A 15,806-nucleotide genomic window follows, 5' to 3' on the forward strand; every position below is an offset into this window, starting at 1 on the left:
TCGTTTTATCTTGCCACGAAGATATGAAATTACACTAATGCTTTTGCTTTACATTATCGGAATTCGGGTTTACACTTTGCTCATCAGGATATTTTCATTATTTAATCCTAAGGCCAAACTGTTTATAAATGGGCGTAAAAATAGCTATACACAAATTGTTCAGAAAATAAATCCGAACGAAAAACACATATGGTTTCATTTTGCTTCTTTGGGAGAATTTGAACAGGGCCGACCGGTTTTGGAAAAACTAAAATCGCTTTATCCAGCTAAAAAAATCGTAGTTACTTTTTTCTCCCCTTCGGGATACGAAATCCGGAAAAATTATGCCCTGGCAGATGTATTTTATCTCCCCATTGATACCGCAGCCAACGCCAAACGTTTTATAGCAAGCATTAATCCCGAAATGGCCATTTTCACCAAATACGAATTTTGGCATTTTTATTTTAAGGAATTAAAAGATAAGGGCATTCCTTTATATGTGATTTCTGGCATTTTTAGAGAAAATCAGGCATTTTTTAAATGGTACGGTGGCTTTTACCGCAATATTTTAAAATCTGTTACTTACTTTTTTGTGCAAAATGAAGAAAGTAAAAATCTTTTAAAATCGATCGGATTAAATAATGTCACCATAAATGGCGATACCCGTTTCGACCGTGTTTACGAAAATGCACAATCGCCCAAGCAGCTTAGCCTAATCGAAAGCTTTATTGGCAACTCCCCTACATTAGTTTGCGGAAGTACCTGGCCTGAAGATGAAAAAATATTATCGGCTTTGCCTGAAAAATATCCCAGCTGGAAGTTTATTATCGCACCACATGAGATCCATGAAAGCCATATCGAAAGTATCGAGAAACAATTTTCAATTGGCAGTGTGCGGTTTTCAGTTCTCGAGGCTCAAATCTCAGATCTCAAATCTCAAATCTTAATAATCGACAACATCGGCATGCTTTCTTCTTTATACCAATATGGAAATGTAGCCTATATTGGTGGCGGTTTTGGAACGGGAATACACAACACTTTAGAAGCTGCAGCGTTTGGTTTGCCTGTAATTTTCGGCCCGAAATACGATAAATTTCAGGAAGCGAAAGATCTAATTGCCATAGGTGCAGCCAAAAGCATTTCTTCTGTTGAGGAATTGATTGGTGCTTTTGAGGATTTTGCAAAAAATGAAGATGCCGCAGCGCAAGCCAAAAGATATGTTGCAGATAAAAAAGGGGCAACCCATCAGATTATTTCGATGATTACGAAATCAGATCAGCCTTAGCAATTTCTTCCACAATTTCGGGAATACCCTGATCAATAGAAACCGTTATTACATCTTGTTCATCAGCCTGAGGCTCTTCCAGTGTTTCAAACTGGCTTTTCAATAAGCTGCTCGGCATATATTGATGAGAACGTTTAACAATCCTTTCGTGAATTAAATCGAAACTTCCTTTTAAATAAACAAAGCAGATTGATGTATTATCTGTTCTCAGCAAATCGCGGTAAGATTTTTTCAATGCAGAACAAGCGATAATGCATGTTGCTCCATGGGCAACATGTTCGCGGCCAACTTTCGCAATCAATTGTAGCCAATCTAAACGATCAGCATCTGTTAACGGAATTCCGGCAGCCATCTTATCTACATTACGTTGCGAATGCAGGTTATCGCCATCTATAAATTCGGCATTTATTCTCGGGGCCAAAGCTTTACCAACGACTGTTTTACCACTTCCCGAAACGCCCATTAAAATAATAAAGCTCGCCATATTTAAACTATTTAACCATTCCAGCCAAAGCCTCGATAAACACAGGACTATCGTTTAAACTTTCTACCAGCTGAACATGTTCTCCACCTAAAGCCTTAAACTCTTCGTGGTACTCAACTGTGATTTCGTAAAGCGTTTCCAAGCAATCGGCCACAAAAGCAGGACTAAAAACCAAAAGACGTTTTTTGCCTTCACCAGCCAATTGCTTCAACACATCGGTAGTATAGGGTTGCACCCATGGCTCTTTCCCTAAGCGCGATTGGAAACAAACGGTATATTGATCTTTTGACAGATTTAATTCTTTGGCAATTAATCTGGCTGTATCATGTCCTTGTGCAGAATAACAGAATTTATTGGTATCGTTTAATGTCTGACAGCAATCGGCACTTTTCAAACAGTAACTTCCAGTATGATCGCACTTTAGCAATTGACGTTCAGGTAAGCCATGGAAACTGAACAATACGTGATCGTAGCTTTCTACATGATGTTTTTTGGCATTTTCTGCAAAAACTTTAATCATTAATTCGTTATCATGGAACGAATTAACAAACGAGATTGGCGGAACCGTTGGCCATTTGCTCACCAATTCCATTACCAGTTGCATTACCGAGCCTGTACTGGCAGAGGCATATTGAGGAAACATCGGGATAACCTGAATACTTTCTACTAAACCTGCTTTTAAGTTTGCCAGCGCCGATTCGATTGACGGACTTTGGTAACGCATAGCCAATTCTACATGATAATCGTCGCCCAATCTTTCTTGCAGCATTTTAGCCTGTAACCTACTGTAATACAATAGCGGAGAACCATTTTCGCCCCAGATTTCTTGATATAATTTTGCTGTTTTAGGGCTACGGAAAGGAACAATAATACCTTTAACCAATAATGTCCTGTTCAACTTAGGGATATCGATTACCCGCTCGTCCATTAAAAATTGATCTAAGTATTTTCTAACATCTGCCGTTGCCGGACTATCAGGTGTTCCTAAATTTACCAGTAAAATTCCCTTTTTGCTCATCTATAAAGAATATGTTTCGTGGCGCAAATATCGCCTTTTTATTGTTTTTTCCCTATGCTTAAAATGTGATTGCAAACATTTTTTAGTCAAAGAAGTGTTATTTCATACTTCCAAAGGCTATCAAGCAATAGCGTGTAAATACATAGTGAAAACTTCCCGTCATAAGTAGTGAAAAATCATGAGCAATTATTAAAATTGAACTTTAAATCGCATAAATATGCTGTCAGATGTTACCATCTGACAGTTAGATCAAGTAAAAATTATTTGGAAATTAGTTAATGCCGGATGGTAACATCCAACACCACGGATAAACTCAATCTTTTGCTTTATGCAATTGCCACCAGGGCATGCCTGGTTTTTGGTGATGTTCTAAATGATAGCCAAAAAAGTAACAGGTAATGAAGGCAACAAAATGATTTTTCTGTAGAGAAGAAGAATGATATTCATTATCGTGTTCCCCCTTATGCGGCAAATAGGTTCCAAAATAAAATAGCTGAAAAGTGCTTAATAAGGATGGCAGTACCCAAAACAACAGCAGGTTCTTTTCATCGACACAAATTTTCAAAGCATTATAAGCTATGGCCATAATTACCAATTGGATTATCGTGACATAATTCAGCATGAAACGAAAATACCATTTCCAAAAGCCATGTGGTGCAAAATCAGGATCATCTTCCGTGTGTACATGACGATGGTGCTGGTGATGTTTTGCATACAAACGGTTATAAAAAAAACCTGCGTAGAGAAAAACGGATAGATAGCCAATAAAATTATTTGCTTTTTGGTTCGGCGATATCGTTCCGTGCATAGCATCGTGGGCGGTGATAAACAGACCGGTGTATAAATGCATCTGAACAACAATCATCAGATAAACCAAAGGGTTGCTCAATGCAAAATTCCATGTAAGCAAGAAATAAAGAGAAACAAACCAACAGGCAATTACGGTTAACGCAACCAGAATTCCAATATGTGGGTTTATAGTTTTCAATTTATAGTTTGGTTAAGCTAATAACCTTTGTTCTTAACTAAACAAAGTAAGTAGATCCTTAGTTTTTGCGACTTGAATTTTAAAGGTTGTTGGGGTCATTTCCCTCCAGATCCAATTGTAATGCTCAATTACTTTTGGAGCACTTAAATGAGGTCTATTTGCAGTTGTATGAGCATCTTCAACAACGGTTACTTTATAATCTTTACTAACAGCCGATTTTACAGTTGCATCGATACAAAAATCAGTAGCACAACCTGTTATAAACAGCTCTGCAGTGTTATTTTTGGCCAGGATATGATGCAAATCTGTATTGTAAAATGCGTCGTTAGCTGATTTTGAAACTATATAATCAGTAGGACTGGTGATCAATTCTGGCAGGAGTTCCCAATCAACAGTATTTGGCAAAAAGATGTTTTCTTTTGTACCATCATGTTGGATAAACATTACTTTATCATTATTGGCCCTGAAATAATTCGACAATTTATTTATTCTCTCAATTACTCCTGGTGTATCATATCGCAACGAATATGGCTTAAAACTACCCATTTGCATGTCTATAATTAATAATGCTTTCATTTAAATCACAAATATTAATTAATAGATTTTGTAGTTAATATTTTTCTAAAGCGGCTTTAACCTTTTCCATCAGCCACATTGGTGTAGAAGTGGCACCGCAGATCCCAACTTTATCATTTTCATTAAACCAGGTTTGGTCTAATTCCTCTACATTGGAAATGAAATAAGAATTATCATTGTGTTTTTTACAAACATCATAGAGCACCTTACCGTTAGATGATTTCTTGCCTGATACGAAAACGATTTTATCGTAATGACTTACGAAATCTTCGAGTTCTTCATAACGGTTAGATACTTGCCTGCAAATGGTATCGTTAGCCTTAACTTCATAACCACGGCTCAATAACTCGTCTTTAATGTGATAGAATTTATCGGTGCTTTTGGTAGTTTGGCTGTATAAGGTAAATTTAGCTGGTAGTTCCACATTGTCTAGCTCAGCTAAATCCTGAAAAACAATCGCCTTACCATCGGTTTGTCCTTGTAGTCCGATTACTTCTGCATGGCCATGTTTACCAAAAATAAGTACTTGCTCATCATCGTCATGAGAGTTTTTGATCCTGTTTTGCAATTTCAGCACAACAGGACATGAAGCATCTATTAAAGTCAGGTTATTTTCTAAAGCCAATTGATAGGTTGAGGGCGCCTCACCATGGGCTCTGATTAAAACCTTTTCGTCTCTTAAGTTTTTTAACACTTCGTGATCAATGATTTTTAATCCTCGATTGGTTAAGCGCTCTACTTCTTCATCGTTATGCACAATATCGCCAAGGCAATATAAATAACCTTCGTTATCCAGAATATCTTCGGCCATTTCTATGGCATATACTACGCCAAAGCAAAAGCCTGATGATTTATCGATGTTGACCTGTAAGTTGTAACCCATTGCGATACAAAATTAAGCAAAAATATTTGTTCCAGCTGTCATGTATAAGACAACAAAAAAGATTAGCTGTGAAACGAACATCACGGCACCAATATATTTCTGTTGTTTTAGGCCCAAAGCATAGTAAAACTTCAGCAAAATTACCGAAACAATAAACCAGGCCACATAATTCTGAACAGGGATTTCATGCCAGTCCCACTGCCAGTAATTAAATTTCATGGCTACAGGTTCCAAAAAGAAATCGAACCCTACCAGCATAAAAGCACCAAGAACCGAAGCCAAAATACTATGCCTGATTTTCATACTTTTCATCATTTGCCCAATACTGAAAATAAGGATCACCCAATTTACGCCCATTAGTAATGGAACTGCAGCAACTTTGTAGCCCAATGTATCGCCGTAATAATAGCTGCCAAATATCTTTCCGGTATGCACGCCCAATACCTCGACTAAAAAACCACAGAGAAATACACCCGAAACCAGCAACAATAAACGTTTCACATCGGCATTGTATGAAAAAACAATTACGGCAAACATCAGCAACAAATGAAAGGGAACCAGTTTGATAAAATAAGGCTGGGCAGCTGGAATTAAGAAACCAAGCAAGCCAACCATATGAAAAACGACAATTATTGCAACTGCAATCCTTTTAATCTTTAAATCGTTTTGATCGTTCTGCCCTTCCATGTGCTCGTTTTAAAAATATGTTTTTTTATAGAAATGAATGAAATTATTAAGAAGAACAACATCTGTAAGGGATGTAAAATCAGATTTGTCAAAACATTTTGTCCCGATAAATAGGAGATCATTATTCTACTTAGTACTATTAAAGTTAATGGTAATACAAGTAAAGCAATATTAAAGTTTAAGATTAAAATTACTGGTCCTACAGTTACCAAAAGCTGGTAAAGTAATAATATTATGATGTTATTACCAAAACCTGCCAGTAAATTTTTACTGAAACCGTTTAAGCTTTCGCCTAAATTCTTGTACATCCTGCAATAGATCAGTCCGTTGGCTAAAAGGGCCTCGGCATTAAATTTTTCCTGTTTTACCAACTTCATAATCTCCACATCTTCTACAACCTGGTGTTTAACCCGCTCGTGCCAGTGGTTTTCTTTGTAATTATTGGCATTAAAAAACATACATTGTCCGCTTGCCGCTGCAAATGCTGAGTTTTTCGAAAGTTTAACCAATCGCAGTGGCAATAAATTTAGCAGTATAAAATGCATTAAGGGTACCGTTAACCACTCGCCTATCGATTTTATCGTTTGGTTGGTAAAAACACTTAACAAAGCCAGACCTCCAATTTCCATCCGATTGATCAGGCTATTAATCAATCCTCTTTTTACTGATTCGTCTGCGTCGATAAACAAAAGATATTTCCCTGTAGCCAATTCGCTAAGCTGGTGGCAGGCATAATTTTTCCCAAGCCAGTTTTGAGGTAATTCTTTACCGCTTACCACTTTGAACTGTGGGTTTGTGAGGCAAAATTTTTCGACTACTTCGAAAGTATTGTCATCGCTGTTATCATCCAAAACAATAACTTCATAATTAGTGTAATCCTGATTTTTTATCGAAAAGAGTAGTTCTAAAATATCCGCTGCTTCATTTCGCGCAGGAATTAGGATCGAAACCTTATCATGATAGTGTTTAACCACTCTAGGCAACTTCGGATTAGAAAGGAAATTGAAAACAGTAACAGAAAATCTGATGACCAGGAAAATTAAAACGGCGTAAATAAAAATTGTCATTCAATTAGCTGAGTTTGTTTAACAACAGATTGATCATAATGTTTATTATAGGCACTTTTAAGCAATTGCAAGCTCACATATTCTTCATTTTCCCAGTGCTGTAAATAAGTATAGGCTGAAGGCTTTCTTTTCGCAAAATAATCGATAAAGGTGGCGGCAAAAATAATATTGATTTTTTTCTGACTTGCATTGATCATCTGCATCACTCCTTTTTCGAAACTGATATTTTTTAGATGGTTTGAATATAATTTGCCCTGGGGGAATACAAGCACCAAATTTTCGGGGTTATTTAACAGTTTTCCTGCATAATTAAGCGTTTCTAAAACATCTTTGCCTTTATTTTCGGCAGCAAAAGCGCCAAGATATTTTAAAAAACCAACTTTAGTATAGTTTTCGGCATTTACCAAAACATGAAATTGTTTCTTAAATACTTTTTTGTTGATGTAAAAAAGAAAAAAACCATCCCACCAGCTAAAATGATTGGCCAAAACCAATATAGCAGCATCTTGTTTAATTTCTACCTCGCCATATTTAAAAGCGGAAAAATCTTTTTTGATGATAAACTGGATGTACCAGGAGAAAAAGCTGAAGATTAAATTATTTTTTCTGGGCTGATACATTTCGGGAAATTGCAAAAAATTGGGGTGAATTGCAAATTTAGTGGTTATAGTCCTCGTTTGTAACGAGGATTAGCGAGGTCCACATTTGTAATGTGGGATGAAATTTCTTTATATTAGCTATAAATCCCTAACATCCTCATTAAAAAATGAGGATAATAATTTAATTAAGACACTAAAATCTTATTTGATTATGGGAGGAAGCAGATATATAATTACTGATCAAAATCAGACGTATTTTATAACATGTACAATAGTTGGTTGGATAGACTTATTCACAAGACCTGAATATAAAAACATAATTGTCGATTCGTTAAACCACTGTATCGAGAATAAAGGATTAATATTAAATGGTTGGGTTCTGATGACGAATCACATTCATTTTATTGGAAGATGTAAAGAGCCAAATAAAATGTCTGATTTTTTGAGAGATTTTAAAAAATTCACTTCGAAGCAATTGGCTGTTAACATTAAAGATATACCTGAAAGTAGGAGAGATTGGCTTTTAGATAAGTTTAGTTTCGAAGCTAGAAAGACCAATCGGGCAGAAAATCACAAAATCTGGCAAGACGACAATCATCCTATCGAATTACAAGAAATCGATGCTTTTCAAAAACTACATTATATCCATGATAATCCTGTTAAAGCTGGTATTGTTGAATCTCCCGAGCAATATATTTACAGTAGCGCCAAAGATTATGCTGGAATTAAAGGTTTGGTGAAAATTGAATTGATTTAAAAAAAGCGATAAAATCGCTATTCTCGTGCATCCTCGTTACAAACGAGGACGATAACATAGACTCATTATAGTCCTCGTTTGTAACGAGGATTAGCGAGGTCCACATTTGTAATGTGCTATTATCTCTATTATTTTAACTCAAATATACCCGATCTTCTTCACCTTCCACATCCATTACTACATCTACATGTTCTTTTAAGATGGTAGCCAGTTCAAGACCAACAAAATCGGTGGCAATAGGGAAAATTTTATGGCTTCGATCAACCAAAACTACGGTGCGGATTTTTTTATGTGGGGTATTTAAGAAAACACCTAATCCATAAGCAAGAGTTTTACCACTGTTCAATACGTCATCAACAATAATGATCACCTTATTTTTCCAATAGCTTTCATCTAAATCTGTTGAAGCAACTAATTTGCTACTTTCTTTCTGCAGGTCAATTCGCAGCAAAGTTAGCTTAAAGCCCGAAATCTTTTTAAGCACTTTTTCTAACCTTAACGCTAATTTGTAACCACGGTCCCAAATACCGGCAAGCACCACTTCTTTCTCATTCAGGTTATCTTCTAAAATCTGATAAGCGATACGATCTATTTTCTGCTGAATTTGTTTCTTGTTGAGAATAAGTAATTGCGATGCCATTGTATAAAAAGGATTGAATACAAAAAGAACGATTTTAAGGATGAAATTCAAACTATTTGAAAAATAATTTCGATTGTTTGCAACGTTTTCATTAGAGATGCGTCTAATCTATAACCAAAACACAAAATCGAAGCCATCGTTGCCTAAATGCTGAGTAATGATAGCTTCAGAATCATTTAACGAAAAAACGACTATGAAAACCCTTATCAAATCATCCGCCATTTTGTTTATCATAATAACCAGCTATATGGCCAAGGCACAAGAAACTAAAAGTTTCACGGTTAAAAACTTTAATAGCATTGGGGTAAGCAGTGGTATAGATTTATACCTCACCCAGGGTGGAAGCGAAAGTGTGAGTATAAAATCTGATTCAGAAACATTAAGAGATATTGTTGTTGAGCAGAGCGGCAGCAATGTTACCATAAAGTTTAAAGACGGTATCAATTGGAGCGGCCTGTTTAAAAACCGCACCATTAAAGCTTATGTAAGTTTTAAAACCCTAAATGCAATTGCAGCATCGGGAGGATCAGATGTTTTTACACAAAACCAGATCAAAACAGATAAACTTGCCATTCGTTCTTCTGGTGGTTCAGATTTAAAATTAACGGTTGTTTGCAACGATCTATCTATTCAATCAAGCGGCGGTAGCGATCTCGATTTAAAAGGCAAAGCAGAAAATATGACTATTCAATCTAGTGGAGGTAGTGATATCGACGCTTATGAATTAATTACAGATTATGCAAAAGTGCAGGCATCTGGTGGTTCTGATGTAAATCTTTATGTAAATAAAGGCTTAGAGGCCAGCGCAAGTGGTGGTGGTGATGTAAGTTATAAGGGAAATGCTTCACTTAAGAAAACATCAAGCTCAAAAAGCGGAGATGTACACCACGTAAATTAAAAGTTTAGTTTAGTTAATAATAATGCGCTGCTTTGTGGATACAAAGCGGCGTTTTTTATTCGTTGATTGCACGGATTAATAAATTACACAGATTCTGATCATTAAAGGCTGTAGGGAGGAAAACTTCAGCCTTTCTATCCTCTACCTTTTTTGTACGGATAGTAAATAAAGTTGGCCCCTTCTGGAACAATTACGAATACGCACATAAAATCCTCTGGTTTTTTATAAATCTTTAAGAAGGGTTCCTTTTTCTCCTTGCTGATGATCCCTTTTTCTACAAACTCTTCCAAAGTAGAGGCTTGTATAGTCCAATCGGTATTAAGTTCTTCTTTATTTAGGATGAGTTCGCCAATGTTCACCTCATGTTGATGCGCTATAAAAATTGGGTGGGCAGAGATGCCTTCAACCATAATCTCGATTGCAACTTCTTTAATCGCATCAGCATAGAACTCCAGGTCCTTTTCTAAACTTACCAGCGGACTTTCCTGCTTTTTTTGTGGTGTTCCGTTCTCTTCCGGCGTTGCGCCTAATAATTCTTCTCTATCCATTTCAAGGTAAAAGGTTTATGGTTTAAGGTATAGGGTTTAATATGACAACATTTGATTTTAAGGTTATAGCCTTAAACCTTTTGTCTTATGCCTTAAACCTTAATAATACAACGTTCTCTACGTGTTGCGTGTGCGGAAACATATCCACAGGTTTAATGCGCACCACATCGTATTTCTCTTTCAATAACTCCAAGTCGCGTGCTTGCGTGGCCGCATTACAGCTCACATAAACAATCTTTTCAGACTCCATTTCAAGTAATCTCTGTACTACATCTGCATGCATACCAGCGCGTGGCGGATCGGTAATGACCACATCTGGTTTACCATGTGCCAGGATAAATTCTGAAGTAAGTATATCTTTCATATCTCCGGCATAGAAAATCGTATTATCGATGCCATTTAACGCTGAGTTAAACTTTGCATCTTCAATAGCGGTTGGTACATATTCTACCCCAACTACCTGTTTCACATTTTTCGCAATAAAATTTGCAATCGTCCCTGCGCCAGTATATAAATCATAAACCAGTTCATCGCCTTTAAATCCGGCAAAATCCCTGGTAATTTTATATAATTCAAAGGCTTGTTCAGAATTGGTCTGATAAAAGGATTTCACCCCAATTTTAAAACGGATGCCATCCATTTCTTCGAAAATATGATCGCGACCTGAGAAAACCATTACATCCTGATCAAAAATGGTATCGTTTTTCTTTTGATTAACGATATACAGCAAAGAGGTAATCTGTGGAAATTCATTTTTAAGAAAAGCCATCAAACCATCAACCTGTATCTGCTCCGGATAAGCAAATACCACCGCAACCATCACCTCTCCTGTGCTAGAAGTACGGATAATCAGGTTACGCAGAACACCTTCATGGTTGCGCAAGTCATAAAACGACAGGTCATTTTCTAAAGCATATTTACGGACAGCGTTTCTGATCGAATTAGAAGGCTCATCCTGTAGATAACAATGCTCGATATCTAAAATTTTATCGAAACGCAACGGTACGTGAAAACCCAGTGCGTTCATATCAAAATCTTGATCGCGTTCTACATCGGTTTTTTCTAACCAACGTTTGTTCGAAAAAGTAAATTCTAATTTATTTCGGTAATATCTGTTTTTTTCTGAGCCTAAAATCGGTTCAGTTTCTGAGGTATCTATTTTACCTAAACGTTGTAAAGCCGCCTCAACATTTTTCTGTTTAAACTTTAATTGAGCATCGTAGCCCATATGCTGCCATTTGCAACCGCCACAGGTTCCGAAATGAGGACAAAAAGGATCAGTACGCAATGCTGATTTTTCATGAAGCTGATCGATGATTGCTTCAGCAAAATTCTTTTTCTTTTTGGTCAACCGAACATCTACCACATCACCAGGAACGGCTTTATCAACAAAAATGACCAATTCGTCAGCCTTGCCAACACCTTTTCCTTCTTCAGCAATATCGATTATATGTACGTTTGGAACAATAGTTACCGTACCAGGTTTTCTTCTACTCATTATTTTGCAAATATAGAAAAAAGAGGTTAAAGGTTAAGAGCAGAAAGGTAGAGGGTTAAAAAACCAATTAATCAAAAGATTGGCCATAATCATCCTACTCGAACAAGAACTGTCCGGCAATGAAAACCCTGATTTTAAAAATTATTTTCCAAAAAATTTAAATGCTGCACCCCAAAAGCCATCTAACCAGTTAAATTTTAGGTCAAATTTTTCATCTACCAGTACAGAAAACTCTAATATTTCTTTGCTCATGATAAAAAACCTATCTATTTAAGCAATAATACTAAATTCATACCAAAAACCAAAACGGTATAAATTAATATTATGTTAATTTTACATCAACCGGTTAAACCTCGTTATTAATATAATTACCTATACCACGGTGTGCTATTTTTTTAGCTAATAAGAAGGGAGGGGCTAAAAAAAGTCCTAGGTGACTCTACAATCTTTTTGTACTGAAAATGACGTCAATTCAGGTACTTCATAACGTCAACGACCTTATATTCTGGGCTTGCGTTAAAAATTTGGTTGAGCAGGTACATATGGGTGGCACCATAAATCACAAGTATGCGTTCATGTTTTCCATTGGTAATACGCTGTACATTTGAATATATCCTAACATTCCTATTGAAATACCGCGTGATAAACCCATCAGCTCCTATGGGATGTGAGTTATCTCCTTTTTTTGTTGTGATGAGCCACATTCCAATACTTGAAGCCCTTTTCTCAGGTGCGTTTAAGTATTGTAAATATTCGTTTAATGGCAAACGAAACTTAAGGGTATCTTGAAAACGTTTTTCGGAATCGTATTTTTTCTGCCAATAAGCATAAGATGTATCCCGCTGATTGCTGAATTTTTCAAAGGTTAAAACCGAATCCTGAGGGCTTAACTTAAAGCGGAAGGGTTGCGCATCTATGGGGTAAAGTTTTTCATGGCCGAGCATCTTTGCAAGCCTAAAGCCCAACTGGAATGTCTCATCTACAGTATCAATGCCTTTACCTGTTATTTTATGTCCCAGTTTATATTCAGAGTAAAGAGAATCGTAATATTTTTCCCTTGCAGGCGACACCTCAATGGCAATTTTGGTCGGTCTAAACGCCAATATCCTTTTTGCGAGCCGCTGGATCTCGTGCTGCCTTTCATCACCAAGCATATTTATCCTCAGGTTTTCAGGAGTGGTATTTTCATCGACCTTTTCACCAGCAAAGTGGAACGTACCCAAAAGCAAAACTTCTGCCACAGGCCTATTTCTTTCCAAGATTTTATCCAATTGCTTAACAGCCTTTTTAGTTGCTGTTGATTGAGCAAAAGCTTGCTGCGCAGAAAGTATGAAAAGAATGAGAATGGTAGGTTTAAGCAACATCATAAACATTATTGATTTACAATAAGAGACACCTGAAATCTTCATTAGTTGCTCGTACCCATATATAGATTTTAGCCCATAAAAACATAAGTATATTATAACACATATTTGGCGGGTTGCTAAATCCGCAAGATTAATGTGATACAAAGGCAGGTTGCCAATTAAAGTATTTCATTCTAAAAGGGTTAAAAGTCTTTATTGCCAAATTTTATAAAGATGATTGTTTGCTGTGATTTACCTGAAGGCAGTAAATGATTTTCAGTTCCTTATTTGATAACTAAATAAAAATCCGTAACTTAAAGTATAATTCACATAAAAATGGAGGTTCATTATGAACGTTATCCGTAAAATTGAACATTGGGGAGATGTTCATCACTCAAAATGGCTAGATTATCTTCGGATTGTACTTGGCCTGATCATTTTTGGAAAAGGTGTTTCTTTTGTTAGTGACACTTCGGTTCTTCAGAACATGATTACACAAAACAACGTATTTGGTTTTTCGGGCATGCTCATCAGTGTTGCCATTCATGTTGTTGCATTTGCACATTTGGTTGGGGGTGTTTTAATTACTCTAGGTTTAGTTACCCGCTTTGCCGTTGTAATTCAGATTCCAATCTTATTGTTTGCGGTATTTTTTGTTAACCTTACGCCGGGCTTCTCCACGCCGAATTCGGAATTGTGGTTTTCGGTCTTGGTACTGTTTCTGCTCATCATGTTTTGGGTAGTAGGTTCAGGCCCATTATCGGTTGATGAAGGATTGAAACGCAAAACTGGCAAGCGGTACGCCTAAACAACATATTCTTAGTATCTTTCGCTTTTACTAACGATCATGAAAACGAAGATACTTTTTGCACTGCTTTTTGCGGGACTGGGATGTTACGCACAAAATTCGACAGATGAATATTTCAAGCTAACGCGGACTGGTTTTATAGAAAAAAACGCCTACGAAACAACTGCTTTTGTAGAAAAATACTTCCGTGTACCCGGCAACACAGGCTTTAATGCTAGCATCCATTGTGTAGAAAATATCCTTAAAAAGGCTGGTTTTGTAGAACAGAAGCAGAATGAGTTTGAAGCTCCTTTAACTTATCGTATCGAAAAAAGGGCAATGAAAAACAATACCTGGGAGCCCGTTGATGCCAATATAGATATTGTTGGGGAAAAACAACCGCTTATTTCTTATAAAACTAACCGCAACATGATTCCAATCAATTGCAGATCAACAGCGGCAGGCGGCGTTATGGCTAATGTGGTTTACATTGCCAATATAGTGCCTGCCGAAATAGAAAAAATGGATCTGAAAGGGAAAATCCTATTTTCTGAGAACAGTCCATCACGATTGCTCCAAATAGCCACTAAAGCCGGAGCCATTGGCGTGCTTGGCTATTCGATGCCAAAGTATACCCAACCAGAGGTACACCAAACATCTATCCAGTTTGGAAGCATGAAAGCCAACAGTGAGGTATGGACACTGCTTTTATCTTACGCTGCCAAAGAAAAGTTAAAAACGGCCTGCTTAAAAGGCGAGACTAAATTGAAAGTAAATATTCAGACTAAAATTTATCCCTCTGAAGAATTAACCATAGTAGCAAATGTTAGAGGCAGTGTAAATCCTAATGAACGTTTTGTGTTCAGTGCCCATGTTCAGGAGCCTGGTGCAAACGATAATGCAAGCGGCGTTGGCACATTAGCCGAAATGGCAAGGCTAACAGCAGCACTATATCAGGCAAAAAAGATAAGCCCGAAGCGTACCCTCACTTTTTTATGGGGCGACGAAATTGTATCAACAAGAAGATATATTACCGAAGATACCACCCGCGCTAAAGGCATTATGTGGGGAATGAGTTTGGATATGGTTGGCGAGGACACTAAAAAAACCGGCGGCTCATTCCTGATTGAAAAAATGCCTGATCCATCTGCCATTTGGACAAGGGGAACAGATAAACATACCGAATGGGGAGCAGGCGATGTTAGTGAAAAAGATCTTTTTCCACATTATTTTAACGATTTCATCTTTGATATCTGCAAAGCTCAGGGCAAATTTGCCAACTGGACAGTTAATTATAACCCGTTCGAAGGTGGCAGCGACCACACACCATTCTTGCAAAATAAAATCCCTGGATTACTGATGTGGCACTTTACCGATGTGTTCTACCATACGGATAACGACAGGATTGACAAAGTTTCGCCAACCGAAATGAAAAATGTTGGGATAAGTGGTTTAACTGCGGCCTATACTTTAATTTCTGCTGACGAAAATACTGCAATAACCACTGTTTCGAAGGTTAAAACCGATGCATTGAACCGCTTAAAAACCGAATTTGAACTGAGCAAAAAAGAAATTGCAAAAGGGAAAACCGCAACGGATGAGAAACACATTATTGAAGTGTGGGCCAAATGGTACACAGATGCTTTGGCAACGGTAAACAAAATGCCCGTAAAATCCGAAACCACCAGAGTTGGTTCGGCCATCAAATTTGCCACCAGCGAGATCGAAAAACAAACGAAGGTATATTTAGAGGAGTTGAAATAGAT

The 15,806-nt window shown here is 37.0% G+C and carries 18 protein-coding genes; 5 read left to right on the forward strand and 13 right to left on the reverse strand.

The features are described 5' to 3' along the window. Positions 1 to 10: 10 nt before the first annotated feature. Positions 11 to 1,264 carry a 3-deoxy-D-manno-octulosonic acid transferase gene (locus ASU31_RS04060; protein ID WP_342437230.1) on the forward strand — a complete coding sequence of 418 codons (1,254 nt, stop codon included), beginning with the start codon at positions 11 to 13 and terminating at the stop codon, positions 1,262 to 1,264. On the opposite strand, the gene ASU31_RS04065 is transcribed toward ASU31_RS04060, so the two are convergent. The 8 genes from ASU31_RS04065 to ASU31_RS04100 all read right to left on the reverse strand — a co-directional run bounded on the left by ASU31_RS04065 (position 1,242) and on the right by ASU31_RS04100 (position 7,587). After that, positions 1,242 to 1,748 carry a gluconokinase gene (locus ASU31_RS04065; RefSeq protein ID WP_057931122.1) on the reverse strand — a complete coding sequence of 169 codons (507 nt, stop codon included), beginning with the start codon at positions 1,746 to 1,748 and terminating at the stop codon, positions 1,242 to 1,244. The two genes, ASU31_RS04060 and ASU31_RS04065, sit on opposite strands and share 23 nt — an antisense overlap. Positions 1,749 to 1,755: 7 nt before the next feature. Beyond that, positions 1,756 to 2,766 carry a ferrochelatase gene (gene hemH, locus ASU31_RS04070; protein ID WP_057931123.1) on the reverse strand — a complete coding sequence of 337 codons (1,011 nt, stop codon included), beginning with the start codon at positions 2,764 to 2,766 and terminating at the stop codon, positions 1,756 to 1,758. Positions 2,767 to 3,079: 313 nt separating this feature from the next. Continuing rightward, positions 3,080 to 3,754 (reverse strand): fatty acid desaturase, encoded by a 675-nt coding sequence (locus ASU31_RS04075; RefSeq protein ID WP_057931124.1) that lies wholly within the window; start codon positions 3,752 to 3,754, stop codon positions 3,080 to 3,082. A gap of 33 nt (positions 3,755 to 3,787) precedes the next feature. Next, positions 3,788 to 4,330, reverse strand: coding sequence for a cysteine hydrolase family protein (locus tag ASU31_RS04080; protein ID WP_057931125.1), 543 nt, complete (start codon positions 4,328 to 4,330; stop codon positions 3,788 to 3,790). Between the two features lie 34 nt (positions 4,331 to 4,364). Then, positions 4,365 to 5,213, reverse strand: a complete 849-nt coding sequence (locus ASU31_RS04085) for a 4-hydroxy-3-methylbut-2-enyl diphosphate reductase (protein ID WP_057931126.1) — start codon at positions 5,211 to 5,213, stop codon at positions 4,365 to 4,367. Between the two features lie 12 nt (positions 5,214 to 5,225). Beyond that, positions 5,226 to 5,900 (reverse strand): carotenoid biosynthesis protein, encoded by a 675-nt coding sequence (locus tag ASU31_RS04090; protein ID WP_057931127.1) that lies wholly within the window; start codon positions 5,898 to 5,900, stop codon positions 5,226 to 5,228. Beyond that, positions 5,870 to 6,967, reverse strand: a complete 1,098-nt coding sequence (locus ASU31_RS04095) for a glycosyltransferase family 2 protein (protein WP_057931128.1) — start codon at positions 6,965 to 6,967, stop codon at positions 5,870 to 5,872. The genes ASU31_RS04090 and ASU31_RS04095 overlap by 31 nt, the downstream gene beginning before the upstream one ends. After that, complete coding sequence (locus tag ASU31_RS04100; RefSeq protein WP_057931129.1) at positions 6,964 to 7,587, reverse strand: 1-acyl-sn-glycerol-3-phosphate acyltransferase; 624 nt, start codon at positions 7,585 to 7,587, stop codon at positions 6,964 to 6,966. The genes ASU31_RS04095 and ASU31_RS04100 overlap by 4 nt, the downstream gene beginning before the upstream one ends. A 190-nt stretch (positions 7,588 to 7,777) precedes the next feature. On the opposite strand from ASU31_RS04100, the gene ASU31_RS04105 reads away from it, so the two are divergent. Further along, on the forward strand, positions 7,778 to 8,323 hold the full coding sequence (locus ASU31_RS04105) for an REP-associated tyrosine transposase (RefSeq protein ID WP_083505288.1): 546 nt from the start codon (positions 7,778 to 7,780) through the stop codon (positions 8,321 to 8,323). Between the two features lie 133 nt (positions 8,324 to 8,456). Here the strand turns inward: ASU31_RS04105 and ASU31_RS04110 are convergent, their stop codons facing one another. Further along, positions 8,457 to 8,963, reverse strand: coding sequence for a phosphoribosyltransferase family protein (locus ASU31_RS04110; RefSeq protein WP_057931131.1), 507 nt, complete (start codon positions 8,961 to 8,963; stop codon positions 8,457 to 8,459). A gap of 193 nt (positions 8,964 to 9,156) precedes the next feature. Here ASU31_RS04110 and ASU31_RS04115 point away from each other — a divergent pair, with 193 nt between their 5' ends. Beyond that, positions 9,157 to 9,861 (forward strand): head GIN domain-containing protein, encoded by a 705-nt coding sequence (locus tag ASU31_RS04115; protein WP_057931132.1) that lies wholly within the window; start codon positions 9,157 to 9,159, stop codon positions 9,859 to 9,861. A gap of 134 nt (positions 9,862 to 9,995) precedes the next feature. Here the strand turns inward: ASU31_RS04115 and ASU31_RS04120 are convergent, their stop codons facing one another. The 4 genes from ASU31_RS04120 to ASU31_RS04135 form a co-directional block, all read right to left on the reverse strand. Further along, positions 9,996 to 10,409: a hypothetical protein gene (locus ASU31_RS04120; protein WP_057931133.1), complete on the reverse strand. Its 414-nt coding sequence runs from the start codon at positions 10,407 to 10,409 to the stop codon at positions 9,996 to 9,998. A gap of 85 nt (positions 10,410 to 10,494) precedes the next feature. Next, complete coding sequence (gene rlmD, locus ASU31_RS04125) at positions 10,495 to 11,907, reverse strand: 23S rRNA (uracil(1939)-C(5))-methyltransferase RlmD (protein ID WP_057931134.1); 1,413 nt, start codon at positions 11,905 to 11,907, stop codon at positions 10,495 to 10,497. Between the two features lie 141 nt (positions 11,908 to 12,048). Next, positions 12,049 to 12,159, reverse strand: coding sequence for a hypothetical protein (locus ASU31_RS04130; RefSeq protein WP_029275619.1), 111 nt, complete (start codon positions 12,157 to 12,159; stop codon positions 12,049 to 12,051). A 215-nt stretch (positions 12,160 to 12,374) separates the two neighbouring features. Next, a complete protein-coding gene (locus ASU31_RS04135) occupies positions 12,375 to 13,274 on the reverse strand; it encodes a DUF5694 domain-containing protein (protein ID WP_157257922.1) in 900 nt (299 codons plus the stop codon). A 328-nt stretch (positions 13,275 to 13,602) separates the two neighbouring features. On the opposite strand from ASU31_RS04135, the gene ASU31_RS04140 reads away from it, so the two are divergent. Both ASU31_RS04140 and ASU31_RS04145 read left to right on the forward strand, forming a co-directional pair. Then, complete coding sequence (locus ASU31_RS04140; RefSeq protein WP_057931136.1) at positions 13,603 to 14,061, forward strand: DoxX family protein; 459 nt, start codon at positions 13,603 to 13,605, stop codon at positions 14,059 to 14,061. Between the two features lie 39 nt (positions 14,062 to 14,100). Then, positions 14,101 to 15,804 (forward strand): M28 family peptidase, encoded by a 1,704-nt coding sequence (locus ASU31_RS04145; RefSeq protein ID WP_057931137.1) that lies wholly within the window; start codon positions 14,101 to 14,103, stop codon positions 15,802 to 15,804. The last annotated feature ends 2 nt before the right edge of the window (positions 15,805 to 15,806 follow it).

It is taken from the genome of Pedobacter ginsenosidimutans, assembly GCF_001442625.1.
Classification (GTDB): Bacteria; Bacteroidota; Bacteroidia; order Sphingobacteriales; family Sphingobacteriaceae; genus Pedobacter; species Pedobacter ginsenosidimutans.